The organism is Cohnella silvisoli (assembly GCF_021190915.1).
Taxonomy (GTDB): Bacteria; Bacillota; Bacilli; order Paenibacillales; family Paenibacillaceae; genus Cohnella; species Cohnella silvisoli.
Genome location: NZ_JAIOAP010000001.1, coordinates 850,892 through 875,849, shown reverse-complemented (window position 1 = coordinate 875,849; position 24,958 = coordinate 850,892). Strand labels below are relative to the sequence as shown.

The window sequence follows — 24,958 nt, the reverse complement described above, 5'->3', positions numbered from 1 at the left end:
CTAGATTTCCGAGCTCATTGTAAGTTTTTAAGGTCATGACTTCGAGCACGAAGATTCTAGGCTTCGCCTAGCCGAAATTCATCCCCTCCCTATAGAGGAAGAGGACTTCTTTCGGATTGCCGTTAAAGCGAGTCCGTCCGGGCCAGTTGATCAGTTGATCAGTTGATAGCAGTAGATACCTACGAATGGTTGCCTGGGGGTTATTTTCTTATTCATCATGTTGATGGCCATATGGGGAAAGATGAGGTTAAGGCTATTGAGATCATTGGCTATGATGCTTCCAGTCAGAATTACACCACACACTCATATGACAACCAAGGTAATTTCAGTGCTTACCAAGCGAACCTACTCGACCGTGCCTGGACAATTTTGGGGAAATCGGAGCGATTCACAGGAATGTTTAGTGAAGATAGCAACACCTTAACAGGTAGTTGGGAACTGTCAAACGACGGTAAGAATTGGGTACAATGGATGGACATCAAGTTGACTAAAGTCATCTAGCTAAAAAATCCCAGAATCAACATTATGGTTTAACATAGCCTAAGCAAAAGAGGCAAGCTGCCGTGAAAATCGGCGCTTGCCTCTTGCTTTTACTCAAAAGTGATTATACTGTGAAATTTTTCGTTTCAAGTCCGGTTCGCGATCCCTTGTATCTCAAGCGGACAAGCCAGCCATTCGTTCCTTCAAATACTCCACCACCACGTCATGTTTGCGCAACGATTTCTCGTGTACGAGATTGATTTTTCCGTTATCCAGCGTTCCTAGCCGTTCTGCCAGCGCTTTATTGTCATGCGTCCAATCTATATGCTCCAATACAGCAAGACACCCCGTCCAAGATGGACTGTATTTCGTTCCTCGGACCAAATTCTCGTAAGCATAAAGAGCTATGGACTCCTGGATGACTCGGCTGGACGATAAATATTGCGGCAATCCGGGTTGTTCCGGCATATGCGGCAAAACAGCATTCATAAACTGGTGCATCCTTTCGACATGACTCGTCGGATCGTTGCGGATGCGTCTGGCCAGTTCATAGGACGGCTGCATTTTCCCGCTGAACAGGAAGGAAGCCGCTGAGTACAGCCAACTGAAACAGGTGTAATTTTTGTTAAATGCAGTCAAGTTGTTTCGTCGTTCGATGCCGGCCGCTTTCAGCAGTTCATTATGATCGGCCACCTGCTGAAGCACGATGTTGAGCGGATCGCTTCCATCGTAGGAATGTCCGAGTTCCTTGCTCACGAGTTGCACTTTCGAATTGATGTCCCCGAAGAGCTGCTTCTCTTCTTCCTCATGCAACCCTATGTACAACTGGACGGTTAATTCACTTTCAAGCAAATCCAATCTTCTTAACTCCAATTCTTTCAGAAGACCTTCCGATTCCTCTAATTGGTTTTTCCATCTGGACTCTTCCGGTTCTTGACGGACCTTCACCTTAAGCCTTTTGACTTCGCGCTCGTGTTTGCGGCTTTCCTTCAGCATTCTTTCGTTTGTGTAGCCGAGAGCCAGGATTCTGTGCTGCCCGTCCAGAATGCTGAGCTTCGCTCCATGCGCCAGAACCAGATGATCCTCCGCCTTCGCAAGGGAACTTACATTCCGCAATGAAAGTGTGACCGGGCCGAAAAATACGTGATCGAGCTCCCGCTCCTGCAAATAATTGTTGATTTTGCGAAGCTGCCCGCCGCTCAGTTTGCGCTGAACCATCGGGTCGATGGTCGTGTAATTCAACAAATCGTGCACCCGCAGCGAAACCGTCGACAGTCCATAACGGCCGCAATAAGAATGAATAGACATTTCTAAACGCAAACCGTCCATCAGCCGGCCTCCTCCTTGTCCGTAATCAGAAGGTTATGTTGCTCGTTGAAAACCTCGCGGAAATGATCGTACGCTTTCATAATCCGGCTTCTTCGCGGAAGCCGGTCTTTCTCGTCATCCTTGTAGATCGCGTCCCAATGGACATGGGGCAATATTTTCATCGCATACCTTAGGGTATACTTGTTGAATTGAAGGGACTTGTACGCTTCTTCGTGCAGGAACAGCGCCATGGCTATCTGGAGATTTTCCGACCAGCACAACTCGTCCCGGTCCGGTTCCGGCAAGTTTTTCAACAGCGTTTCGAAGTAAAACGCAGCTTGTTCCAGATGTTCCTGCAGCGACTTTTCGGTGAAATGATAGCCGTTATTTCTCGCCGCCGCTTTAAGTCGGCCTTCAAACAGGGCAACCAATAGTTCAATCAAGAGCGAATAGGAGAATACATAATCCGGTCCCTTGCCTCGTTCGGAGTATAAATCCGCAGGCAGCTTCCGCATGATCGGAAATTCCAGCACAAGCCGGGTGGCCATCACATGATAGAACCGGCGCTGGTCGCGAAGAGCCGCCAGATTTCCGCCGATCTTGCGCGGTAGCTTGTTGATGTCGGAGAACAGTTGGCGCTCCTGTCTGGAGTTGATATCCAAATAGATCATAATAGACAACGGGAACTCATATAGCTTGCGAAGTTTCCCTGTGATCTCCTCTACTCTGTCGTACTCCCGACGGTCTTTGGCCCTGGCCAGGTTCCCTTGAAGCGTTTCCATAATGCGGCGGAAAGCGGCTAGACGATGCTGGCCGTCTACGACATAACATTTCTCCATCGCCTGCAGCCGATAAGTTCCGGATTCTTGGTCGATGTGGCCGGCACCCCTTGCAGACAAGATGACGCCTGGAAAATAAATGTTTTGTTCGTGATCCAAATAAAGCAAGATGTAATCCACCAGCCGGGAAACATTCTGCGGGATGAGCTGACGCTGCACCTCCAAATCGATTTCATAAATCCCGAACAACTTGCTCATAGGCAAGGTCGCGGAAAAAATCGACTGACCGAAGGTACGAGCCGTCTGTCCGGGGACATCGACATACGTACCCGCCGCAGGACCTGCCAACAACAAATCTGAAAGCGAATGTACAGGTTCCATAATCAACCTCCAAATGGTAATTTATCTACATATTATGATTATCATTAATCAGTTAGTATTTCCACATCTTTTTCCATTTATCCTTTAATCCTAGTAACTCTCCCGAATATCTAATTGAACAGCGAAAATACTCCTAAGACAATGATACCGCTTTCTCTTTTGTAACGGAACCGTAATATAGCCTTCATCTTCTATTCATCTTAGGGGGTTACAATACATACATGACCCCCCTTTTCAATAATATATCTTGAGGCTTGCGGCTCCGTTGCCGCAAGCCTACTTTTTTTGCAATTCATTTCGGAAGAAAGATTTGACCGCCGGCCAGAATGTCGGATCCCGCTCGGACGAGCTATGTCCTTCGGCATCGACGAACAGGTGAGGTAAATCCGGCGTACGGGATAACACATGGTTAAGTTCCGTTGGCGGGATGAATTTGTCCTTGCGTGAATGGACAAGCAATACCGGGGTCTGACCGTTTCGGGCGTTGTCCGTCAATATTCTGGCCGGATTCGCCTTCTTCATGATCGCCCGCGATATTCCGCTGCGCCATACCATCATTCGGGGCAGTAATTGCGCGAGCGGAAACTGCGGAAGTTTCCTGCGCTTTAGCTCGGCACCGATCATCGTGGCGAATCGCACCGGCATCGAATCCGTTACGAGCGCAGCTATCGGGGCTTGGGCATCAAGAGCGAGCACCGCTCCGAATGCTCCCAATGAGTGGCCGAGAACGCCTATGCGCGATGGGTCCGCTTCGGGACGCGTGCGAAGCCACTCGAACGCCGCCAACAAATCGTCTCGAAATTGCAATCCGGTCGGTGTCTTGTAATATTCGCTTTCCCCATGACTTCGAGCATCGTACATAAGGATCGAATAACCTTCTTCGTATAAAGGAAGCGCATATCGGAGCACGCGCGAACGGTTGGAGCCCCATCCGTGGGCGATTATGATGACGGGGCCGGGGCCGACATCGGCATCGGCACGGGAAAGAAACCATCCTCTTACCGTTTTTCCCGCGCTTTTCCACTCAACCGTTTCATAAGGCACGGAAGGCTCGGTTTCATTCGGCAACAAACGCGGCTTTTGGGCCTTTACCGTTAATCCGTACAAAGCCGCACCCGCGCCGCCTGCTAACGCCCCAACCCCGCCAACCATCCAACCGATCATCGCAAAGCTCATGCGTCTACCTCCGTTTGCCCCTTCGTTTGTTTTTATTTTACCCTAGTTCGGCTTGGGACAAAAATGGAAATAGAGTGACGTTACGGGACGTCGTGCGCGAATTGATCGATTTTTTAGTGTAACTTCCCTCGCCGCACCTTGCCACGCTCGAATTGATCGATTTTTTAGTGTAACTCCCCTCTGCCGCACCCTGCCACGCTCGAATTGATCGATTTTTTAGTGTAACTTCCCCCGCCGCACCTTGCCACGCTCGAATTGATCGATTTTTTAGTGTAACTTCCCTCGCTGCACCCTGCCACGCTCGAATTGATCGATTTTTTAGTGTAACTCCCCTCGCTGCAGCCTGCCACGCTCGAATTGATCGATTTTTTAGTGTAACTCCCCCTCGCCGCACCCTGCCACGCTCGAATTGATCGATTTTTTAGTGTAATTCCCCTCGTCGCACCCTGCCTCGCTCGAATTGATCGTTATTTTAGTGTAACTCCCCTCTGCCTCACCCACCATGCGCGAATTGATCGATTACTCGGGGCTTCCTTTCCGAATCACGAAGAAAAATCCCAAAGCCAACAAACTGCGTCGGCCTTGGGATTCCGGAATCGTTTGCTTATTGCTTCGTCAGCCGTACATCGTCGATGTGAAGCGTCGTGCCGCCCGTAGAGTTCACGTAGAAACCTACGTCGACCTGTCCGTTCGTCACGTTGATGTTGCTAATGCTAATATATTTCCATACTCCGTCGTTGGAAATATTGTAGTATTGCGCGCTGCCGCCGTAGTTGGTGATTTCCGCCCTGCCCGTGGTCGGCGTCGTGTTCTTCATCCGCACCCAAGCCTCGAATTTGTAGTTTGCGTTGTTCACCGGAACGGAAATCACTTGATGGATGCTCTGCTGATAAGACGTTCCGAGCCAAATATAAGCTCGTTTATCCTGCGTCCACGGCGATTCCGGAGGGTTCGTGCCCGAGCCGCTATCCACGCCGTAAGCCAGCGTCTGGCCGCCGGGATGCCATTCGGTCCAATTGCTGTTGTAAGCCCCGTCGCGGTCGAAATCGGGATTATCGAGCAAGTTCGTCTCCGATTCCGGTGTTCCCGGAGTTGTCGACGCAACTAGCAGCCTATCCAAGTTCACGTTGCCACTGTTGCCGGAATCGTATTTGAACGCGACCGTGTTCGTTCCCGCGTCCAAGGTAACGGTTTTCGTGACGTCCTGCCATACGTTCCAGTTCGTCCCCGGACTTGTCATGCTGACCGTTCCCGCGCTTGATCCGTTTACGTAAGCGGTGAGCGTCTTCGTTGCATTATTGCCATTGGCATAACGCAAGGCAAGCGTGTAGCTGCCAGCCGATGGAACGGTAACTTTGAACTCGGTTTGCGCATTCACCGCGGACATCGTGTCCACGAATGCGGTGCCCGAGTAGAACCAATGATCCTTGTTCGTGGCCGCTCCGCCCGTCAGATTGGCGCTTTCAGCTTCATACTTGGCTATAGATGCCGCGAAAGGCACTTTAATATAGTCCAAGTTGACGTTGCCGGTGTCTCCCGCATCGCTGTAGTACTTGTAGGAGACGCTGTTGCGACCCGCTTCCAGTGGAATCGTCTCGGTCTGCGTCGCCCACGTATCCCAGTTCGCTTGGTTCGCGAGCGTCGTCTGTTTCACCCGTTTGCCGTTAACGAAAATGCTCATCGTCTTCGAAGAGCCCGATGCGTTGGCATACCGAAGATCAACAGCATAGTCTCCGCCAGTCGCCACGCTCGGATAGAAAGTAACCGCGGCTCCCGCGTTGTTCATGCCGTCTACGAACCCTGTTCCGGCATAACCGGTATGGTTCGTGTTCACGGTAGCTTTCGTGCTCGTCGTATTGCCGGACAACGAAGCCTCCTCCGCCTCATATTGGAAGGCGGTATCCGTAACCGTGGCGGTTCCGCTAACGACAACGCTCTTGGCCGATCCGCTTCCCGCCGCCACTTTGACGTAAGTCACGTCGCCATAGACGTCTTTGCCCTTCGCCCAGCCTTCGCCGCCCGCAGCCTTCAACGCATTAAGCGACGCATAGGATGTCGCGCTGGAGCCGCCGATCGTCACGCCTGTACCTGCTTTGCCGTGAATGGAAGCCAAGTAGTACGAGACCGGAGCGGAATAAGTGCCGCTCTTCGCGCTTACGCCGAAGCTGATACCGCTGCCGCCATTGTCCTGTGCGGTCAGCGTTTGCTTGAAGTAACCCGTTCCTTCGTAGTTGTAGGTCGTGCCGTCGTCGTCGTAATAATTAAAGCTGGACTGCGTCGTATCCGGGAACACGTCTACGCCAATCGTGGAAACCGAGCTTTGTCCCGTGTAATCGAGCACCTTCTGCGTCGGGATGATCGCTCCTTTTTTCACGAAAACAGGAATGTCACTCCATGTGTTCGAGTTCACCGGGTAGTTGATTGTTGCTCCTCCGCTGTAAGTGGTGCCGCGGAAGTAGTCGATCCACGTACCGCTTGGCAAGTAGATCGATTTGCTCGTCTGCTGCTTGTCGACTACCGGAGCGGCGAGCAGCCAATCCCCGAACATCCAAGCGTCCAAATCGTTTTTCGCGCTGCTATCCGCCGGGTTGTCCAACATGAGCGGACGGATCAAGCCGATGCCCGTCTCGTATGCGCTTCTTTCGTAAGAATACATATAAGGGAGCAGCGAATACCGCAATTGAATGGCCGACTTCGCCGATTCCTCCGCCGTATTGCCGTAGTACCACGGTTGACGTTGCTGGTGGTTATTGCCGTGAACCCGGAATACCGGGGTGAAGGCGCTAAACTGGATCCATCTGGAGTATAACTCCGGCGACGGATTGTTCGTCGTACCGTCCTGCTGGTTAAATCCTCCGGTATCCATCCCCCACTTGGGCTGCCCGAGGTTGACCGAGGAAAGCATGACCGCACGCTGCTCCTTCATCCCTGCCGCCCAGTTGATTTTATCTCCCTTGTTCCATTGGATGCCGATATCTCCCGACCACAAAGTCGTAGCATATCGCTGCGCTCCCGGATAATAGGTTCTGGCCGTCTGCCAAACCCGCGTTGTCGACGAATAGGCACGCTGCCCTTCATAGATCGCTTGGGAAAAATGCGTCGTGGTGAAGTTGCCGAACCAGAACGTCGTCGCGCCCGAGGACACCTTGTCCGTCTCGTCGTTCCACCAGCCGACGATGCCCTTATCGAAAGCGTCCTTGGAATGGTTCCAATACCAGGTGCGCTCCGCCGAATTGTAAGGATCGATGCTGCGTACTTTCACGGGGATAAAATAGTCCGTATACGCCGTATGCCCCGGGTACCAGTAGCCGCCGGTATTCGCATCGGTATATTGCGTCGTATTGTGCCCAGGAGTGTCCTCCGTAACGATGCGCGGCTTCGTGATGCCGATCATCTTCACGCCTTTGCCGTCCATAGTCGTCTTAAGCGCAGTTGTCGATGCACTAGAGAAGTTAGTTGTGTTCCATGCGAATTCACCGTAATTATCTTGACCGTATTTCTTCCAGTCGTAGTCCAAGCCGACGCTGTCAAGCGGGATGTTCTTCGCCCTGTACGTGTCGACGTTGTTCGTCAACTCCGTCTGGTTCGTGTCCCACTCGAAATTGGAGAAACCTAGCGACCACTTCGGCATCATGGGTGATTTGCCCGTTATATCGGAATAGGATCCCAAGATTTCTTTCGGGGTCCCGAGCATGACATAATACTCAACGTCACTTTTCGTATACCTGCGGCCTTCCGTTGGAGTCCCGCCGTAATAGAACTCCATTTTTCCGGTAGACGCTTCCGTAAAGGGGTAACCCCCGTCGCTGTCGACAAGAATGCCGTAACCGGCCGTCGACCAGATGAACGGGCCTCCCGCATCGCCTTGCTCGCCCGCGTGGGCGCCATGAGTGTTATCATTGCGAAGAATATCTCCGCCGTCCTCGAAGGCGTTGTAGCTGCGGATTCCGTACAGGTTGTCCGTAGTTCCGCGAAGGAAGCGCACGCCGTCGTAATAAATACCGCCTCCCGACGGCTCGTAGAACAGCGTCGTTCCGTTCGCTTTCTTGACGGTAACGCGCGTCGGCGTCTTGGCGATCTCGATTTTCATATCGGTCGTCGTAATCGTGATCGGATTACCCGCCGTGTTAATCGTGGCTCCAGCCGCGCTCCACGTCTTATTCGGGTCGATCATAGGCGTATCGGCGCTCGCGGCTACGGAATTCGGCCGATAATCGACCTTGGCAACGCTAGAACTGAGCACCTTGATTTCGAGAATGTCGTCGCTAGGCTCCGCGCCGTTGTCGATCGTGAGCGTCAGCGTATCACCGGAAACGTTGCTGCTGAGCACGTTGCCTAATGCGCCGACGTAGGCGTAGCTGCGAGAAGGACCGAATTGCAGCAATCCGACAGCGAGCACTGTAACGAGGGCAATAGATAAACTGCGTTTCATATAAGGATGGCGAAAGAATATCATGAATGAACCTTCCACCTTTCGATTGGTTTAGTTTAATTAAGGAGGGAAAGAGCGGGACGTATTCCTCCCTCCCGCTCTCCTCCTGCCCTATAACCGGTGAATTACCAACGGATGCCAACGTTATCGAGATTGATGCCCGTCGAGTTGCCGGAATCGTACTGAACGCGAATCGTGTTCAAGCCCGCGTTCAAAGAGGTGGACAACGTTGCCGTGTTCCACGTATCCCAGTTCGTCGTTGCCGACAAGCTGAGATCGGTTACTTTCACCCCGTTCTTGTAGATAGCACGAGAACCCGCTCCGCCGCCAGCGCTATAGCGGACGTCGATGGAATACGTAGCCGCAGATGGCGCGTATACCTGGAATTCCACGGAGTCGCCGGAGGTAGCAAACCCATCTACGAAGCCGGTTCCGAGGTAACCGGTATGATTGGTATTAGTGGATACGGCATTAAGGGTAGCGAATTCCGCTTCGTACGCGTTCTTATCCACGCCGTTCAGAACGACGGAACGGGCGGAAACGCCGGAGCTGATCTTCACGTAAGCCAGCTTAGCGGCCGAATCGTAATACCACCCTTGCGAAGCGCTGCTTAAGCTGCTCACGCTGGAGTATTCCGTCAGGCCCGAACCGTCCTTAGTCACGGAGGACGGCTTCTTCGTCAGAACCTGCAGCGTGCTTGTGACAGTAAGCGCTGGCACAGACACGGTCACTTTATCCAGGTTGTATTCTTCGGTGGACGTAATCGTGCGTGTCGTTGTACCGTCGTACCAACTGTACGAGGTTGTCCCTTGCGGGAATACGCGGAACGTCAAGTTCGTGTAGTTGGTCAAGTCGTTGCCGATCGTACCGCCGACCGTATAAGTGCTATTAAGGTTCATCGGCAATATCGCGCCTGCTTTGGCAAAGACAGGCATATCGTCTACGCTGGCATAATAGCTGATCGTCTGGCTGCCCGGACGCATCGCGCCCCACCAGAAATCGGTCCACTCGCCGGCGGGAAGATAGACGCTCTTGCTCGTTTCGCCTTGATTGACGACCGGTGCGACGAGCAGGTTGTCTCCGAACATATACTGCTCGGTCAGCCCGAACGTACTCGTATCCCCCGGATACTCGACGACCATTGCCCGCATGAGCGGGATGCCGGTGTCGCTCGTTTTCTTCGCTTCGCTGTAGATATAAGGCAGCAGATTCATGCGTGCGTTAATGAATTTCTGTGAAGTCGTCAGCACGGTGGAATCTCCCGTCCGCGTCGCCGCGTTCCAAGGAGAACGTTCCTCGCTTGGGCTAGGGTTCGATTTCTCCGAGTGGAATTGCATGATCGGCGAGAACGCCGCCATCTCGATCGAACGCTTGTACAGCTCGGCCGTAGGATAAGTGTCCCCCGTGAATCCCGCCAAATCCCAGCTCCAGAAAGGAACGCCGGAGATGCTGGAGGTTAAGCCCGCATGCATGGCATCGCGGAATGCGCCGAAGGTGGATTCTTGGTCTCCCGCCCAGAAAATCTGGCTCTTCTGAGCGCCGCTCGTGCCGGAACGGCTAAACGAGACGGAATCCGCTTTCTTGGAATGCGCGTAGTCGTTATAGGCGGCGACGTAGTCGTTCGGGTATTGATTGCGCATTTCGTCGCCCTTCTTGCCGTTATTGAAGGTCAGCCAGCGTCCCCATACCATCTCGCCGCCGTCCGTCTTGAACCCGTCGATGCCTACGCCGTCGAACAAGTACGCGCGCTTGGACATCCACCAGTTTTTGGCGCTCGTGCTCGTGAAATCAAGCAGCAAGCTGTTCTCGAACCAAGAGCCTGCAGGCAAACGGTACTGCCCGCTGTTACCGTCACCGACCGCGTACCCTTGGGAAATCATATACGACTCGTCGTTGTCCTTCTGCGTATAGGCATAGTTCGTGTACTTCTGGATCGGAACTTGCCACAGCACCAGCTTCATCCCGGCATTGTGAATGTCGGTTGCCATCTGAGCGGGATTAGGCCACTTCGTGCCGAACGTGAAGTCGCTGTAGCTGAATGCGGCGCTGCCCGTCTTAGGAGTATAAGTCGCATCGTTGAAAATATAGAACGTATTCTCGTCGCTCCACTGCTCCAGCACGACCGCCGTTGCCGGAATGTTGTTCGTGCTGGCATTGCTGAGAGCGGTCGTTACTTCGGACTGCCTGTCCCATTCGTTAGCGGACATCCATAAGCCGAATGCCCACTTCGGCAGCATCGTTGGCTTGTAGGTCAGATCAGAATAATTCGATATTACGTCCTTCACGTTGCTTCCGTAGACGAAATAGTAATCTAGCATCGAAGTCGACGCACCGCTCGTATTAACGGTGAAATTGTACATGTCGCTCCGATCGGTCGCCAGCTTGAACTTGGAGTAGTAGGTGGAATTGACGTAAACGCCATAACCGTTCGTATTAACGAAAAACGGGATGGACATATACGTCTTGCTACCCTGATTCTTGTACTGGTTATAGACGTAAGTGTCCACGTCGTAGCCGCGTTTCTGGAAGTTGTTGTAGTGCTCCCCGAAACCGTAGAACTGCTCCGACGTCGGAGAGTACAGGTTATCCTGCACTTTGTCGATGATGTTGCTGCCATCGGTCAGCCATGCCATATTGCGGTTGACCGTGCTGTCGTACTCCCGCGCGATAAGCGTCGTACCGTCCGGCTTGTAGACGCTCATCTTATACGGGTTTTTGTCGATGCGGATTTTCAATGCGCTTGTGCTGATCAGGTAATAAGTCGTGTTATCGGCAAAAGTATAATTGCTTAAGCCGGTTGCCATAGTCGCCGTTCCTTTGGGCGATAGCTGCACGCGGAAAACGTCGTCCGCCTGAAAAGCGATGTTGATTTTAGGCGACATCGTTCCCGTGTTCGGGCTGGCGTTCAGGACGACGTGGTTCGTCGAGTTCGTGTAGCTGCTGATGCTGGCTACCGACTCCCATCCCGTGACCGTGAACGAGAACGGCCCGATTGTTTTCTCGTTGGCACCGCTCTTGTTCGCGTGTACCGTGTAGGTGACCGCATCTCCCTTGCTGAAGCTGCCCATGTTGACTTCCCAATAGCTGTTGTTGCCGTTGTTGTATTTCCACGTGCCGTTAATAACCGTTTGCGTTACCCCGTTCTTCGTCCAGGTAATCCATGTGGCTTGTCCGGCTTCGATCGGCCACGTCGTCAGCTTCAAGTACACCGTGTCCCCGGCCACCGGGTCCCGCGGAAGACGTTCAGTCACTTGTACGTCGTAGAGGTCGTCGGTACCGTATGGCGCATGGTAAACCCCGTCGATCGCGAACACGCTGGCCGGCATGGCGATAAACAAGGCCAAGGCAACCAGAAACGCCGACATCCATCGTGATTTCCAGCGAAGTTTCATTACAGGTATTCCCCTCTCAAAATGGTTTTTTCGTATGGCGATGATGCTTGCTCGAATTGATGCTTGTCCGCTTCACCTCATCCTCGCATTGTCGATCCTGCGATATTACATATCGCATCCCTCCCCTCCCGGATCAATGCGCGTTTACTGCGCCGATACGGCGTTTGTTGCTTCGGACTGCTTCGGATTTGGATTCGGATTAGGATTCGGAATATGCACGCGTACTTCCCCGCTGGAAGTAAATTCGGCTAACCAAGCGGGCACAAGCTCGTTCAATTTCTGCTGCTTAAGCAATTCGGCGATTCTCGCCTTTGCTTGTTCCTCCGTTTCCGTCGTTGCCGACAGCTTGTCCGTAACGAGAACAAGGTGATATCCGTTCGCGGTTTGGACCGGCTCGCTGTAAGCTCCGACTTTAAGCCCGAGCGCCGCTTTCTCGATCGCGGGATCGCTTTGGCCCGCAGAAATGAAACCCAAGTCCCCGCCGTTCTCTCTTGTCGAAACATCCGCCGAGAACTGCTTGGCCAATTCGGCAAAAACCGCTCCCCGCCCGAGCTCCTTGCGCAGTTCCTCCGCTTTCTCCTTCGTTTTCACCAAAATGTGAGAGACGCGTACTTGTTCCGGATGATGAAAAGAAGCTTCGTTTAATTCGTAAAATTGCCTGATCTGCTCATCGCCGACCTGAAGCTGATCGGAGAACAGCTTCTCGATTTCGAGCTGCATGCGGATTTGATCCCGGAACTCCACCTCTCCTATTCCGTTGTCCAGTAAATAACTTTGGAACTCTTTTTCCGAAGGAAACGAATTCCGAACCTTATCCATAGTCGCCTTCAGTTCATCGGTCCCGACTACGAGATGCTTGGCCGTTGCTTGCTCGTGGGCGAACGTTCGAATGACCATTTCTTGCAGCGTTTGCCCTCCGTCCTTGCGGAGCATTGCCTCATACAACTCCGCTTTCGTAATTTCCGTTTTTCCCACGGTCGCCGCCGATCCGTTGAGAATGCTTTCCTTCTCCGTAGCTGCAACATTGCTTCCCCCGTTGCTCGACATCGCGTAAATAACGGAGGCTCCGCCAATCAACAGTACCGCCAAGAAACACGCACCTACCAGCTTCCTCACCTGTTTTCACTCCTTTCGCGCGTGAGATATGACGCAACCTTTGTTTGGACGGCACCACCTCCTTAAAGGTCAAGTTCATTTTATGCGGCTTGGCAGGTTCGGATATAAGCGCTTTACGCGCGTCGGAACCCCATAAATACTTGAAAGCGCTTACTTATATAGAGACATAAAAATCGATCAAACGACTTCGATTTCCGTCATGACAGTCTATCGACATTGCACTTATTATAGTTAAGCGTTTAACTTACCTAAATTTTACATCTAATTTAAGTCCCGTACAATAGGATGAAAGTTCGAATTCCCTTTCCCTTCAACCTCCATCATTCGCCACCGATCGACAAAGACTGTCGGGAGAGTTTAATAAGAGCGAGGTTATTGCAAAAACGGGACGAAGCAGTGTAGACCTGCTCCATCCCGTTAAATTGTTGTTATTACCCTTGTCCGCGTATGGCTTCAAGCGGTTTCGCGTTGCCGAATTGGGGAGCGGCTCCCCGTTCCGCTGCCGACCAATGGATGGCATTGGCGATAATCCGCACAACGGGTTCACGGTAATAAGTGGGGTAGGTTTCGTGCCCCGGGCGGAAATAAAAGATTTTGCCCTGTCCCCGGGTGTACGTGCAGCCGCTGCGGAACACCTCTCCGCCTTCGAACCAACTCACCATGACGAGTTCTTCCGGATCGGGAATATCGAAAAACTCACCGTACATTTCTTCCTGTTCCAGCTCGAAGTATTCCGGCAAACCGGCAGCGATCGGATGGGCAGGCTTCACGATCCAAAGCCGTTCCTTCTCGTCCGCCTCCCGCCATTTTAACGCGCAGGATGTACCCATTAGCTTCTTGAAAATTTTGGAATAGTGCGCGGAATGCAAGACGATCAAGCCCATCCCCTGCAAGACGCGCTCCCGAACTCGGTCGACGATCCGATCATCGACTTCATCATGCGCGCCATGTCCCCACCACAAGAGAACATCGGTGTCGTTCAAGACATTCTCGGTAAGGCCGTGCTCCGGTTCATCCAACGTCGCCGTCCGAATATCGAAGCCATAAGGTGTTAGTCCGCTTCGCAGCGCTTGGTGGATCCCTTCCGGATACACCTTAGCCACTTCCGGTTTCGCCCGTTCATGGCGGTATTCGTTCCATATCGTTACTCTTGGCGTTCTGTTTCCCATCATTTCTTCACTCCTATTGAATCCGATGTCGCATCAATCTCATTCAGCACGATTGTTTTTCGTTCCGCATATGATCGCTCTACGGCCTCCAGCGCACGCTGATTCAAATACCCGTCGCGCAGCGTAGCCGTCTCCTCGCGAGTCGTTCCCCGAACCATATCGACGAAATCCTGCATTTGCAGCAGCTTATACCGTTGAGGGACGGCTATCTTCTCCCTTACTTCGCTGCGCTCTTCGTTCGGATGCACCCAAGTCAGATGGTCGCCATGTACCCAATCCATATGCAAAGAGCCGTTGTCTCCATATACGGAAATCTCGAACTGGTTCTGAGAGCCGTAAGCGTTGCGAGACGTTTGGAATACAGCCGGTATTCCCGGCTCCAAAATTGCCGTGAACGCGGCGAAGTCATCGATGTCCACGTCAACCGGTTGTCCGGTCGACGGATCTTCGCGCTGAGATATCAATGTCTTCATAAGCGCGGACAGCTCGGCCGGCTCGCCGACCAGAAACCTCGCGGCATCGATCATATGCGAGCCGAGATCGCCAAGAGCACCCGTTCCGGTAACCGACCGATCCAATCGCCAGCTCATCTTCGTTTCGAATACCGGACCGCCCCACTGCTGCAAATATTGGATGAACACGTGACGGACCTGACCGATTTTCCCGCTGCGAATCATATCCCGGGCCATCCGGAACGAAGGGACGTACCGGTAAGAGAAACCGACCATGCAAGGAGTCTCGTAATTATTGGACAGTTCCAGCAGCGCTTTCGCCTCGGCGAAAGTTCGCGTGAACGGTTTTTCGGTCATAATCGGTTTGCCGTGAATCAAACAAAGGCGAATGATTTCGTAATGCACGTTATTCGGCGTTATGGACATAACGGCATCGATGTTAGGATCCTTGATCAACGCCTCGTGATCGGTGTACCGTGAGCTTGATTCGATCCGAAGACGCTCGCCCCATTCGGACACTTTGTCGCCGTCGCGGTCGCAAATAGCCGTAATGGATACCCCTTCGACTTTCAGGATCTGCTCGGCATGGACGGACGCCATTCCTCCAAGCCCGATAAGACCTAGTTGTATTTTTTTCATGATTGTAATTGCTCCCTTTATCGAAGGCTTATTTAATTCCAGTCATCGTCATTCCTTTGATGAAATAACGCTGAGCAAACAGATATACGACGAATATCGGCACGAAGCTGATGACGTTGCCCGCCATAAGAAGGTTCCATTCGGTTGACCACTTGCCTTGCAGCTTACTAAGACCGAGCGGCAATGTCATAAGCTCTTTGCTGTTGGTCGCGATGAGCGGCCACAGAAAGCTGTTCCACGAGCTCATGAAAGCAAATATGATCAATGCGGCAAGCGTCGGTTTGATCAGCGGCAAAATAACTTTCCAGAACACCCGGTAATAAGAAGCTCCGTCCATGAACGCCGCCTCAAGCAGCTCGTTCGGTATCGTCATTATATTTTGGCGCAGCAAGAAAGTACCGTATGCACTGAATATCCCCGGCAAAATCAAGCCTGCATAAGTGTCGATCAAATTCGTTTGCGAGAATAGGATGAATAGCGGCACCAACGTGACTTGAGCCGGAATCATCATCGTCGTGAGAAATACGATGAACACCGCATGCCGGCCCTTGAACGAAATTTTGGCGAAGACGTATGCCGCCATTGCGCAAATAAGCAATTGGAGGAAGGTCGTCACGATTGCAACGCCGACGCTATTTAACAAAAATCGGTATACGGGAAAAAACTTCTCGATCTGCCTGAAGTTATCGAAATTCCAATGGGACGGCAGAAGCTGCGGCGGCATCTTGACGACTTCGAGACTATCCTTGAATCCTCCGGACAGCATCCAAATAAACGGAAACACAAGCACGACCGAATCCGCGATCAGGAATAGGTGAGTCAAGCCGTTTTTAATGATCGTATTCTTATCTCTCATAGACGACCCACCTCCGTTGCAGCCATTGCATGACCATTGTCACGGAGAAGATGATTACGAAGAGCACCCAGGATTGCGCTGCGGCAAAGCCCATTTTATTAAATTGGAACGCATTCCGGTATACTTGCTCGACGATCGTGCTGGTTGCCCCGGCCGGACCGCCGTTCGTCATAATCAACACCTGATCGAACACTTGGAAAGAATTAATGAGCGATATCGTAATAATAAAAAACAACGTCGGCGACAGGAGCGGAATCGTAATCCGCCATAGTTTGTTCCAAGCGGAAGCCCCGTCCAAGTTCGCCGCCTCGTAATAGTCTTCGGAAATGTCCTGCAAGCCCGCCAACAAGATGATAGAGACGAACCCGATGTCTTTCCATATCGTTACCGCAATGATCGCTACCATCGCCCAATGATCATCCTGCAACCATATCGGCCCTTGAATACCGACCAATGACAGCAGGTAGTTGATCATCCCGCTTTGTCCGTTCAACAGCCACCGCCATACGATCGAAACGGCAACCCATGAGGTGATGACCGGAACGAAAACAGCCGCACGATAAAACTTGATGCCGCGGATGTTTCTGTTCAGTACGACAGCGAAGAAAATGCCTAGCATCGTGATGATCGGCATGTAGCCGACAAGGAAAATAAAGACGTTCTTGATGGACGTGTACGATTTCTCGTTGTTGAATACTTCCGCGTAATTATCCCAGCCGATAAAATGAATTTGAGTCCATTTACTGAGCAGATCCCAGTCCGAGAAGCTGATGAAAATCGAAGACACCATCGGCAGAAGTTGAAACGCGATTAAACCGAGGAGGGCGGGCAGCAAGAAAACGAAGGCTGCCATTCTGCGGCTCCACTTGCGTTGTCCAACCATTCGCATGTTCCTTTCTCTAAGGCGCGGAACTTAAACAAATAACCTGACCGTATATACGAAATATCGACAAGGTTATACAATAAGAGAGACGGGATCATTGTACGCGAATACAATTGTCCCATCTCCCGCATAGCCCGCGTGCCGGAACCGGATTCACTCGGATCAAGAGCCGGTCCCGACATCGGCACAATCAAACTGGATAAATCGGGTGAGGATGGGTTATTTGCTTAGCAGGTCTTCAACGCTCTTCTGCGCGCTGTCGAGAGCCTTCTGAACGCTAACGCGGCCGAGCTTCGCTTTATCCAGTTGTTCTGTCACGGCGCTTTGAAGCTCTCCCCATTTCTCCGGCTTAGGACCGACCGGCGGAAGCACGAGAGAATCCAGCGCTTCGATAACGATTTTCTTCGATTCCGGCGGCGTTTGCTTGTAGTAAGCATCAAGTACCGCGTCGTCGGCAACCGCAGGCACGCTCCAGCCAGCGGCGATCCGTTTACTGACCGAATCCGGATCGCTGGTGAAGAACTTCAGGAATCTCCATACCGCTTCGGATTGCTTCGTGTTCTTGGATGCGACGAGACCGTCCGCGAAGAAATGATGGGCTTTCTGCGTGTTGCCCGGCTCAAGCGCGATGTCCCATTTGAACGGCGCATCCTTGAATCTGCCGAAATTCCATATTCCAAAACGTACCATAGCGATTTTGCCGGCTACGAAAGCGTTCAAGTCGGCATCCGGCTGGTTAAACGTATCATCGTTCAGCGCCGGCGAAACTTTGTATTTGCTGGCTTTGTCGATCATCCATTGCAGCGCATCCACGTTAGCCTTGCTATTTAACGTAGGTTTGCCGTTGGCATCGAACACTCCCCCGCCGTTTTGCGTGATCGTTTTGTAGAATTCGTAGAATTGAATCGGCGCGTAAGTTCCCCAAACGCCGGCTTTAGGATCGGTCAATTTCTTGGCCGCTTCCAGTTCTTCCTTCCAAGTCCAAGAAGCATCGGGGTATTTAACTCCCTTAGCGTCGAACAGGTCTTTGTTGTAGTACAGAACGACGTCGGAGAAGCTTTCCGTAACGCCCATTTGCTTGCCATTGTAGTTAAACGCGTCGTAAGCCAGTTTCTTGTAGATGCCCGGATTAAACGTCGTATCGGCGGCAATAATCGGCGACAGATCAAGCAACAAGTCTTTGGCCGCGTACTTTCTGAAGTTCTCGTATCCGACTTCGTAGATATCCGGCTCGCTGCCGCTCGCTAATAGCGTGGTCAGCTTCGTGTCATAATCCGCGTAAGGAACGACCTCATAGTCCACGGTGACGTCCGGATTTTTAGCTTGGAATGCTTCGACCATCGCTTTCAGCGTTTCCTCTTGGCCGTTAGCGGTATAAGTCAGAAACTTGATCGTGACGGGCTCCTTGGATGGCGACGGAGAATCCGATGGAGATTCCGACGCGGATTCCGATGGAGACGGCGATGCCGACTCCGATGGCGAAGCGGATGATGCCGGCGCGGAGCTTTCCGCGTTATTTCCTTTGTTCGACCCGCATGCGCTAATAATGACCATAATGGCGATTAGCAGGAATACCCCGCTTTTTTTCAACATTCGAACCCTCTCCTTATTGAATGTGAGCTTCCGGTCTTTCTTAAGTTAAGGCCTATCGTCAATCTTCCGGCACACCGTTGACCCGACCACCTCCCTAACAGAATGTACATATGTTACCCTTCTATTCATTATGTCAGCTTGCGAACCGTGTCGCGATCAACGAGCGTAAGCGGCATAATCGTCGGCTCCGCCGGAAGTTCTCCATCGGTGTTTCCGATCGCCGTCAGCAGGCGGTCCGCGGCGGTAATTCCTCTGGCGATCGTATCTTGCATAATCGTCGTAAGCGGAGGAGTGCTCATTCGGGCGACGGATATATCGTCGAAGCCGATAACGGATACATGCTCGGGCACCTGCTTGCCTGCATCTCTTAAACCTCGCATCACGCCCATAGCCATTAAATCGCTCGTCGCGAACACCGCCGTAATTTCCGGGTGCTTAGCCGCAATGAGATGCGCTGCTTCCTGCCCGTATTCGTAGGTGACCGAATGCTCGAACACATAATCCGGATGATAAAAAAGGCCAGCTTCCTTAAGCGCGCGCTTGTAGCCGAGAAACCGTTTCTCCACGACTCCGTCCTTCCGGATCAACCCCGTCACGAGCGCGATGTTCGTATGACCATTATCGATAAAATGCTTAGTCGCCATATAACCGCCTAGCTCGTCGTCGATGCCGACAACATGGAAATGGCTATCGTAAATGTAGCTGTCGATCAGCACAATCGGCATCCTTACTTTCTTCAGATCCTCGTAGAAGCTTTCCTGATATATTCCCGTGATGATCGCCCCGTCTAGATTTCGTTGCATTGACGTGTCCAGGTAACCTTCCCCTTTCTCGACCCCGGAAAGAATCATATGGTAGCCGGATTGACGCAGCCTGGCTTCGATTCCGCAAATTAGCTCCGAGTAAAAAGGGTTTTGCAGAAGCAGTTGCTTCCTATCTTCCGTCTGAGGAATAACGACGCCTATAAGCTTCGATTTGTTATTGACCAGGCTCCGCGCCGAGAAATCGGGAATGTAGTTGAGCTCTTCTGCGGCGCGGCGCACTTTGAGAACGGTTTCAGGAGAAACCTTCCCTTCTCGGCCGTTCAACACGTAGGACACCGCCGCGGTCGAGACTCCGGCTTTAACCGACACGTCCCGAATGGTAATGCGTTTCATGATCGTCACCTGCTTCGAGTAATTGTCGCTCTTTAGCGTGTATTTCGTTGATTACGTTACTTAAACGCTTAACCTTATGAGGTGATTATATGACGGAAATAAAGCGATTACAAGAAGTTTTTTTCGTTAAAATTAGGACATTATGGTTTAATCGATTAACTAACAGGCTTAAAATAGCTAGTTAACAACGTTAAAACCCTAAGCGTAACCTGCTTTTGGTGTACTTTGAACGGATAAATGATTCTGCTTAGCTAATAGAAAAAAGATATGCGGGTTGCCGGGTTTCGATTGTGGTCCGTTATGCGTTGCACCTGAAACCGGATGGGCGCATATCCTGCATTAATCGTCAAATGCCTATAGGCAAAGGAGGAACAACGATGCCGAAATTACGGTCTGGGGATGCCAGACCGCTGTTGCGCAGATCAACGGCAGATCCTAAAGCCAAACTTTCATCCCGCCAAGCCTCATCTTCCCAAGCTCAACCTAAATCCGCTTCCAGCAAAAATAAAAAAGATTCTGCTAAAAGCGAAATTGTCCACTTACATCAGAATGAGGAGCAACCAGCCTATACGACACATTCGATTCCTTGGTGGGTATTTCCGCAAGAACGAGGACTCCTCGGTGGCTTGTTGGGGGGACCGGGAGGTATGATGCCCGGACCGGGTGGACCGGGTGGTATGATGCCCGGACCCGGAGGCATGATGCCTGGACCGGGTGGTATGATGCCTGGACCGGGTGGTATGATGCCTGGACCGGGTGGTATGATGCCCGGACCCGGAGGCATGATGCCTGGACCGGGTGGTATGATGCCTGGACCGGGTGGTATGATGCCTGGACCGGGTGGTATGATGCCCGGACCCGGCGGTATGATGCCCGGACCCGGCGGTATGATGCCCGGACCCGGCGGTATGATGCCCGGACCCGGCGGTATGATGCCTGGACCCGGCGGTATGATGCCTGGACCCGGCGGTATGATGCCTGGACCCGGTGGCATGATGCCCGGACCGGGCGGTATGATGCCCGGACCCGGTGGTATGATGCCCGGACCCGGCGGTATGATGCCCGGACCGGGGGGTATGATGCCTGGACCCGGCGGTATGATGCCCGGACCCGGCGGTATGATGCCCGGACCCGGCGGTATGATGCCCGGACCCGGCGGTATGATGCCCGGACCCGGCGGTATGATGCCCGGACCCGGCGGTATGATGCCCGGACCGGGCGGTATGATGCCCGGACCCGGCGGTATGATGCCCGGACCCGGCGGTATGATGCCCGGACCCGGAGGCATGATGCCCGGACCCGGCGGAATGATGCCCGGACCCGGTGGTATGATGCCCGGACCGGGCGGTATGATGTCCGGACCCGGCGGTATGATGCCCGGACCGGGTGGTATGATGCCCGGTCCCGGAGGCATGATGCCCGGACCCGGTGGTATGATGCCCGGACCCGGCGGTATGATGCCCGGACCCGGTGGTATGATGCCCGGACCCGGCGGTATGATGCCCGGACCCGGCGGTATGATGCCCGGACCGGGCGGTATGATGCCCAGTCCCGGCGGTATGATGCCTGGACCCGGCGGTATGATGCCCGGACCCGGCGGTATGATGCCCGGACCCGGCGGTATGATGCCCGGACCCGGCGGTATGATGCCCGGAACGAGCGGACCCAGAGGGATGATGCCCTGACCTGGACCATTCCCGCCGCCGTTTCCGACTGGTCTTGTCGGCTTCGGACCGGCAGGATTTATCCGTAACGTAGCCGGAATTTCTATTGTAGGCAATATCGAGGTTCACCTTCGTTACAATGGACGGGTAATTCCGCAAACGCTGCTTAATTTTCCCGCGGAACCCGGAAGCTTTATCAGCCTAGAGCTCTTCTATTCATTTACAGGATCCGTGCCGATTCCTCTCTGACCTGTCCGCGTCTCTTCCACTTCCTGCTCCACTTTGCTTCGGAGCAGGAACGGAACCGATAGCGCGACGGCAAATACGCATCCGGCGATCAGAAATTGTCGCCAGCTGCCCTTGGTTAAGCTTGCGCCTATAAAGTTGTAAGCAAAAGTACCCGGAAGCGTTCCGATAACCGTTGCGGGCAGAAACGCCCGCAACGGTACACGCGCGACTCCGGCGGCATAACTGACCAAGTCGAAGGGGACGAAAGGTGCGATTCGCAGCAGGAGCACCATCATAAACCCTCTCTTCTCCATCGCACGTTCTATTTTAGCTAACCTTGGATCTTCTTTTCCCCGGAAAAATCCCCCTCCGATTCTCCTTGCCACCAAGAAGGACAAGACCGCTCCCGTAACCGCGCCGACAACCGTGTACAGCATCCCCATCCATGTTCCGAACGCCAGCCCTCCCGCCATCGACAAAATAGACGCCGGAAGTACGAATCGATTCCGGATTCACTTTCAAATATTTGAAATCAAACCATAGCAATACGGCCACGACGACTGCCGCAGCCGCTATTTTCCAAAGTGCTGAAAGACGCAATTAGACAAACCCCTTCCACGATTCCCATACATACTTCAGCATTATACTATTGATTTATCGCCATCTTTAACAGAATTTCCACTTCTATTAACACCAAGTCGTTTTAACTAGTAAAAATTTTTAAAAATGTAACTTCTCTAGCCTTATCATTTCGACTACACTGGAAGAAGGTTCTTATAACACTTCTTTGAAATCCTGCCGTCAGAATAGGGTGAGTCCTGCACATGCAAAAAAATTTGCTCCTTCTGCTTAATTCGAATTTCCATATGTTAAACCAAACGCTGCAGGAAGAGATTTATCGCGAGTTTTACCACTTTCTCTATAAACCCATCCTATATATGATAAACGATCATTCAACTACGGAAGATATCATTCAAGAGACCTTCTTGACCACGCTAAAGAAAAGCCCGGAGGTTGAGAATGAGGAGCATATGAAAGCCTGGATCAAGGTCGTCGCCAGAAACTTCACGATCAACCATATCCGCAAAAGACAAAAAACACGTCACGATATTAGCTTGGACTCCAAGTGGGACATCGGTTCGATTACGCAAGTCGCAGCCGTGTCGGTCGAGCAGGAAGTCGAAACCAAATCTCTGGAAGAACAAATTTCCCAACACTTGCTCGCAATGAAACCCGAACAACGCGCCATCATCGAGCTGAAGTGGAAAAAGGGCTTATCCTACAAGGAAATCGCGGTCGAAACTCAAGATACGGAAAATGCCGTTCGGCACAAGCTGCACCGCGCACGGACATATCTAAAAAGAAAATTGTTCAAGGATTGGGGGGATCGGAATGAATGACGCGCAATTCAATCGGTTGTTCGATGCCGCTTTTGAAGTATCGGCCAAGCAGATCCATGATGAGGATTTCGTCGACCACCGCCCATCTTGGATGCGGGTACAGCAAAAGTTAAACTCGCAGCGCACGAGAAAAGGAATTCGCTCCAAGTTATCGAAGCTTGCGGTCGTGGCCGCCTCTCTCTTGATTGGCGCAGTTATATTCGGCAATACGCAGGCAGCGAGAGCCATTGAACCTCTGTATGCCACGCTCAAAGAATACCCTTCGGGATTCATGAGCTTCTTCTACGGCAGAGCCAAGGATACGGATACTTCCAATGCGAAGACGCAGCAGCCTCCGGATTTCGCCCAAGGCTTGAATATCGAAAAGGTGAATGATTTTACCTATACGGCAATCGTAACGGAAATCCAAGCAAGCAAGCTGTTATCCATCCGGGTACCTGTATTCCGCTTCATTCCGACGGGTTATTCCTTCAACCAAGCGCAAGTCTACTTTTACAACGGAAAAGAGAAATCCGATCATATTATTTACCAATTCTTAAACGATAAGCAAAAGATCATGAACGTGTCCTTGCAAAAGATGAAGCCCAATTCGGGACTAGGGACGAACACGGTCGAGGAAGGCGTCACCGTCAAAAAAATACAACTAAGCAACGCTCCCGCCGTCTTAACTACCGCGACTAACGGCAGCAGCTCGCTAGAGACCATAGCGGGCGGACTCCATGTTAACATGAGCGGCATCGTACCTAGCGATGAGTTGATCCGAATGTACGAGGAAATGTACGAATAATGAACAAAATAAAGGTTGGTCCGGGCTATTCCGGCCAACCTTTATTTCTTGTAGTCGCGCTGCGCGCCGCAGGTTTCCATTTCTCACCGAGTCGCAAACCGGAAGTGAAACGGAATTTCCATCCTGTTGTTCTGATAATTCGCAATTCTGCCCGTAAGGATGATTTCGATCGTATTGTTGGAGCCAGGTCGCTCAGCGTCATCCTTCAAATAAATAGTCAGCGTCCTAAAATCGGCATCATAGCGGTACAAGAAGCGATTGGAAATTAATCGGCCTCCGCGATTGCCGTCCAAGATCAAAATATTGCGAGTGTTTAACGTATTGCGATTAATATCTTGGTTAAAGATGATGGAGATTAACGTGTCTTCAGGGATCCCTCTAGCTTCCGGCTGGGGATGTGTCTCCTTAATCCAATCGTGCAAGATCTCCATTATATTCCGAGCACCGAATTGGTAAAACGTTCGCCTTCCTCATAAACACCGTTCTCGATAACCCAGTGTATCGTTCGACCCCGATAATAGTATCCCGCAGTAACGGATTTGCCGAATGAGTTGCTATAAACGCTAAGCTGATTGCCTCCGACCGTGGATCCGGATCCAACCGTCTCCCATGAGGTGCCATTCCACTTCTGCACGTAAAAGGTGACTCCGATCGAATCCACGACCTGATTTGCCGTAGTTGATCCAGAGACAGTGACCGACCCGGACGAAGCAGAGATTGAACTTGTTCCCGAGTCTAAATACAGGTGATTCGGGTTAAAGACGCTGAACGATTCGGCTGGCGGCGCCGAAGTAAGTGCCATCGGCTGGGCAACAGAAGCAGTTTCGGAAGCAGTCCCCGCAGCGTTGGCTGCTCCATTCGAATATCCGCCCACTCCGCCAATTGCGAACAAAACTGCGATTAAACCTAATGCCCATTTCCCCAATAAACTTTTGCTCATAAATGATCCACCATCCTTTTATCGTAGTTGTACACCCTATACACACGCGAGAACGAAAAACGTTGCAACAAATTTCGACAAATTTATTATTTTTTTTGTTTTTTTGCAGAACCGATAATTCATAAC

19 protein-coding genes are annotated in these 24,958 nt (G+C 52.0%); 4 read left to right on the top strand and 15 right to left on the bottom strand.

The window, feature by feature from the left end:
• Window positions 1-162: 162 nt before the first annotated feature.
• The gene (locus K7P76_RS03610) at window positions 163-501 is read left to right on the top strand and encodes a hypothetical protein (protein WP_232183415.1); all 339 of its coding nucleotides are present in this window, start codon (window positions 163-165) and stop codon (window positions 499-501) included.
• A gap of 153 nt (window positions 502-654) precedes the next feature.
• Here the strand turns inward: K7P76_RS03610 and K7P76_RS03605 are convergent, their stop codons facing one another.
• The 12 genes from K7P76_RS03605 to K7P76_RS03550 all read right to left on the bottom strand — a co-directional run bounded on the left by K7P76_RS03605 (window position 655) and on the right by K7P76_RS03550 (window position 19,813).
• On the bottom strand, window positions 655-1,809 hold the full coding sequence (locus K7P76_RS03605) for a DNA sulfur modification protein DndB (RefSeq protein WP_232183414.1): 1,155 nt from the start codon (window positions 1,807-1,809) through the stop codon (window positions 655-657).
• Window positions 1,809-2,948, bottom strand: a complete 1,140-nt coding sequence (locus K7P76_RS03600; protein ID WP_232183413.1) for a DNA sulfur modification protein DndB — start codon at window positions 2,946-2,948, stop codon at window positions 1,809-1,811. Before K7P76_RS03600 ends, K7P76_RS03605 begins: the two co-directional genes overlap by 1 nt.
• Before the next feature lie 276 nt (window positions 2,949-3,224).
• Complete coding sequence (locus K7P76_RS03595) at window positions 3,225-4,124, bottom strand: alpha/beta hydrolase (RefSeq protein ID WP_232183412.1); 900 nt, start codon at window positions 4,122-4,124, stop codon at window positions 3,225-3,227.
• Window positions 4,125-4,728: 604 nt separating this feature from the next.
• Window positions 4,729-8,580 (bottom strand): TIM-barrel domain-containing protein, encoded by a 3,852-nt coding sequence (locus K7P76_RS03590; protein ID WP_232183411.1) that lies wholly within the window; start codon window positions 8,578-8,580, stop codon window positions 4,729-4,731.
• 101 nt (window positions 8,581-8,681) lie between these two features.
• Window positions 8,682-11,948, bottom strand: coding sequence for a TIM-barrel domain-containing protein (locus K7P76_RS03585; RefSeq protein WP_232183410.1), 3,267 nt, complete (start codon window positions 11,946-11,948; stop codon window positions 8,682-8,684).
• 144 nt (window positions 11,949-12,092) lie between these two features.
• Window positions 12,093-13,064, bottom strand: coding sequence for a peptidylprolyl isomerase (locus K7P76_RS03580; protein WP_232183409.1), 972 nt, complete (start codon window positions 13,062-13,064; stop codon window positions 12,093-12,095).
• 431 nt (window positions 13,065-13,495) lie between these two features.
• A complete protein-coding gene (locus K7P76_RS03575; RefSeq protein ID WP_232183408.1) occupies window positions 13,496-14,236 on the bottom strand; it encodes a ThuA domain-containing protein in 741 nt (246 codons plus the stop codon).
• Complete coding sequence (locus K7P76_RS03570; protein WP_232183407.1) at window positions 14,233-15,324, bottom strand: Gfo/Idh/MocA family protein; 1,092 nt, start codon at window positions 15,322-15,324, stop codon at window positions 14,233-14,235. The genes K7P76_RS03575 and K7P76_RS03570 overlap by 4 nt, the downstream gene beginning before the upstream one ends.
• Before the next feature lie 28 nt (window positions 15,325-15,352).
• Window positions 15,353-16,180 (bottom strand): carbohydrate ABC transporter permease, encoded by an 828-nt coding sequence (locus K7P76_RS03565; RefSeq protein ID WP_232183406.1) that lies wholly within the window; start codon window positions 16,178-16,180, stop codon window positions 15,353-15,355.
• The gene (locus K7P76_RS03560; protein WP_232183405.1) at window positions 16,170-17,069 is read right to left on the bottom strand and encodes a carbohydrate ABC transporter permease; all 900 of its coding nucleotides are present in this window, start codon (window positions 17,067-17,069) and stop codon (window positions 16,170-16,172) included. The genes K7P76_RS03565 and K7P76_RS03560 overlap by 11 nt, the downstream gene beginning before the upstream one ends.
• Before the next feature lie 213 nt (window positions 17,070-17,282).
• A complete protein-coding gene (locus K7P76_RS03555) occupies window positions 17,283-18,656 on the bottom strand; it encodes an ABC transporter substrate-binding protein (RefSeq protein ID WP_232183404.1) in 1,374 nt (457 codons plus the stop codon).
• Window positions 18,657-18,784: 128 nt separating this feature from the next.
• A complete protein-coding gene (locus tag K7P76_RS03550; protein WP_232183403.1) occupies window positions 18,785-19,813 on the bottom strand; it encodes a LacI family DNA-binding transcriptional regulator in 1,029 nt (342 codons plus the stop codon).
• A 377-nt stretch (window positions 19,814-20,190) separates the two neighbouring features.
• On the opposite strand from K7P76_RS03550, the gene K7P76_RS03545 reads away from it, so the two are divergent.
• On the top strand, window positions 20,191-21,498 hold the full coding sequence (locus K7P76_RS03545; protein ID WP_232183402.1) for a hypothetical protein: 1,308 nt from the start codon (window positions 20,191-20,193) through the stop codon (window positions 21,496-21,498).
• A 191-nt stretch (window positions 21,499-21,689) separates the two neighbouring features.
• Here the strand turns inward: K7P76_RS03545 and K7P76_RS03540 are convergent, their stop codons facing one another.
• Complete coding sequence (locus K7P76_RS03540; RefSeq protein WP_309244724.1) at window positions 21,690-22,187, bottom strand: TVP38/TMEM64 family protein; 498 nt, start codon at window positions 22,185-22,187, stop codon at window positions 21,690-21,692.
• 342 nt (window positions 22,188-22,529) lie between these two features.
• Here K7P76_RS03540 and K7P76_RS03535 point away from each other — a divergent pair, with 342 nt between their 5' ends.
• Entirely contained in the window at window positions 22,530-23,105 is a 576-nt protein-coding gene (locus K7P76_RS03535) for an RNA polymerase sigma factor (protein ID WP_232183401.1), read from the top strand.
• On the top strand, window positions 23,098-23,892 hold the full coding sequence (locus tag K7P76_RS03530; protein WP_232183400.1) for a DUF4367 domain-containing protein: 795 nt from the start codon (window positions 23,098-23,100) through the stop codon (window positions 23,890-23,892). The genes K7P76_RS03535 and K7P76_RS03530 overlap by 8 nt, the downstream gene beginning before the upstream one ends.
• Window positions 23,893-23,975: 83 nt before the next feature.
• Here K7P76_RS03530 and K7P76_RS03525 read toward each other — a convergent pair whose 3' ends face one another.
• Together K7P76_RS03525 and K7P76_RS03520 are read right to left on the bottom strand one after the other, a co-directional pair.
• Window positions 23,976-24,323 (bottom strand): Ig-like domain-containing domain, encoded by a 348-nt coding sequence (locus K7P76_RS03525; protein ID WP_232183399.1) that lies wholly within the window; start codon window positions 24,321-24,323, stop codon window positions 23,976-23,978.
• Window positions 24,323-24,832: a DUF6147 family protein gene (locus K7P76_RS03520; protein WP_232183398.1), complete on the bottom strand. Its 510-nt coding sequence runs from the start codon at window positions 24,830-24,832 to the stop codon at window positions 24,323-24,325. Before K7P76_RS03520 ends, K7P76_RS03525 begins: the two co-directional genes overlap by 1 nt.
• Between the last annotated feature and the right edge of the window lie 126 nt (window positions 24,833-24,958).

What these genes read in the sequence shown, in the direction of transcription:
- K7P76_RS03535 (WP_232183401.1), top strand. Translation starts at nt 22,530, where the DNA reads ATGCAAAAAAATTTGCTCCTTCTGCTTAATTCGAATTTCCATATGTTA.
- K7P76_RS03605 (WP_232183414.1), bottom strand. Translation starts at nt 1,809, where the DNA reads ATGGACGGTTTGCGTTTAGAAATGTCTATTCATTCTTATTGCGGCCGT.
- K7P76_RS03525 (WP_232183399.1), bottom strand. Translation starts at nt 24,323, where the DNA reads ATGGAGATCTTGCACGATTGGATTAAGGAGACACATCCCCAGCCGGAA.
- K7P76_RS03595 (WP_232183412.1), bottom strand. Translation starts at nt 4,124, where the DNA reads ATGAGCTTTGCGATGATCGGTTGGATGGTTGGCGGGGTTGGGGCGTTA.
- K7P76_RS03590 (WP_232183411.1), bottom strand. Translation starts at nt 8,580, where the DNA reads ATGATATTCTTTCGCCATCCTTATATGAAACGCAGTTTATCTATTGCC.
- K7P76_RS03565 (WP_232183406.1), bottom strand. Translation starts at nt 16,180, where the DNA reads ATGAGAGATAAGAATACGATCATTAAAAACGGCTTGACTCACCTATTC.
- K7P76_RS03575 (WP_232183408.1), bottom strand. Translation starts at nt 14,236, where the DNA reads ATGATGGGAAACAGAACGCCAAGAGTAACGATATGGAACGAATACCGC.
- K7P76_RS03555 (WP_232183404.1), bottom strand. Translation starts at nt 18,656, where the DNA reads ATGTTGAAAAAAAGCGGGGTATTCCTGCTAATCGCCATTATGGTCATT.
- K7P76_RS03530 (WP_232183400.1), top strand. Translation starts at nt 23,098, where the DNA reads ATGAATGACGCGCAATTCAATCGGTTGTTCGATGCCGCTTTTGAAGTA.
- K7P76_RS03585 (WP_232183410.1), bottom strand. Translation starts at nt 11,948, where the DNA reads ATGAAACTTCGCTGGAAATCACGATGGATGTCGGCGTTTCTGGTTGCC.
- K7P76_RS03560 (WP_232183405.1), bottom strand. Translation starts at nt 17,069, where the DNA reads ATGCGAATGGTTGGACAACGCAAGTGGAGCCGCAGAATGGCAGCCTTC.
- K7P76_RS03600 (WP_232183413.1), bottom strand. Translation starts at nt 2,948, where the DNA reads ATGGAACCTGTACATTCGCTTTCAGATTTGTTGTTGGCAGGTCCTGCG.
- K7P76_RS03520 (WP_232183398.1), bottom strand. Translation starts at nt 24,832, where the DNA reads ATGAGCAAAAGTTTATTGGGGAAATGGGCATTAGGTTTAATCGCAGTT.
- K7P76_RS03550 (WP_232183403.1), bottom strand. Translation starts at nt 19,813, where the DNA reads ATGAAACGCATTACCATTCGGGACGTGTCGGTTAAAGCCGGAGTCTCG.
- K7P76_RS03545 (WP_232183402.1), top strand. Translation starts at nt 20,191, where the DNA reads ATGCCGAAATTACGGTCTGGGGATGCCAGACCGCTGTTGCGCAGATCA.
- K7P76_RS03570 (WP_232183407.1), bottom strand. Translation starts at nt 15,324, where the DNA reads ATGAAAAAAATACAACTAGGTCTTATCGGGCTTGGAGGAATGGCGTCC.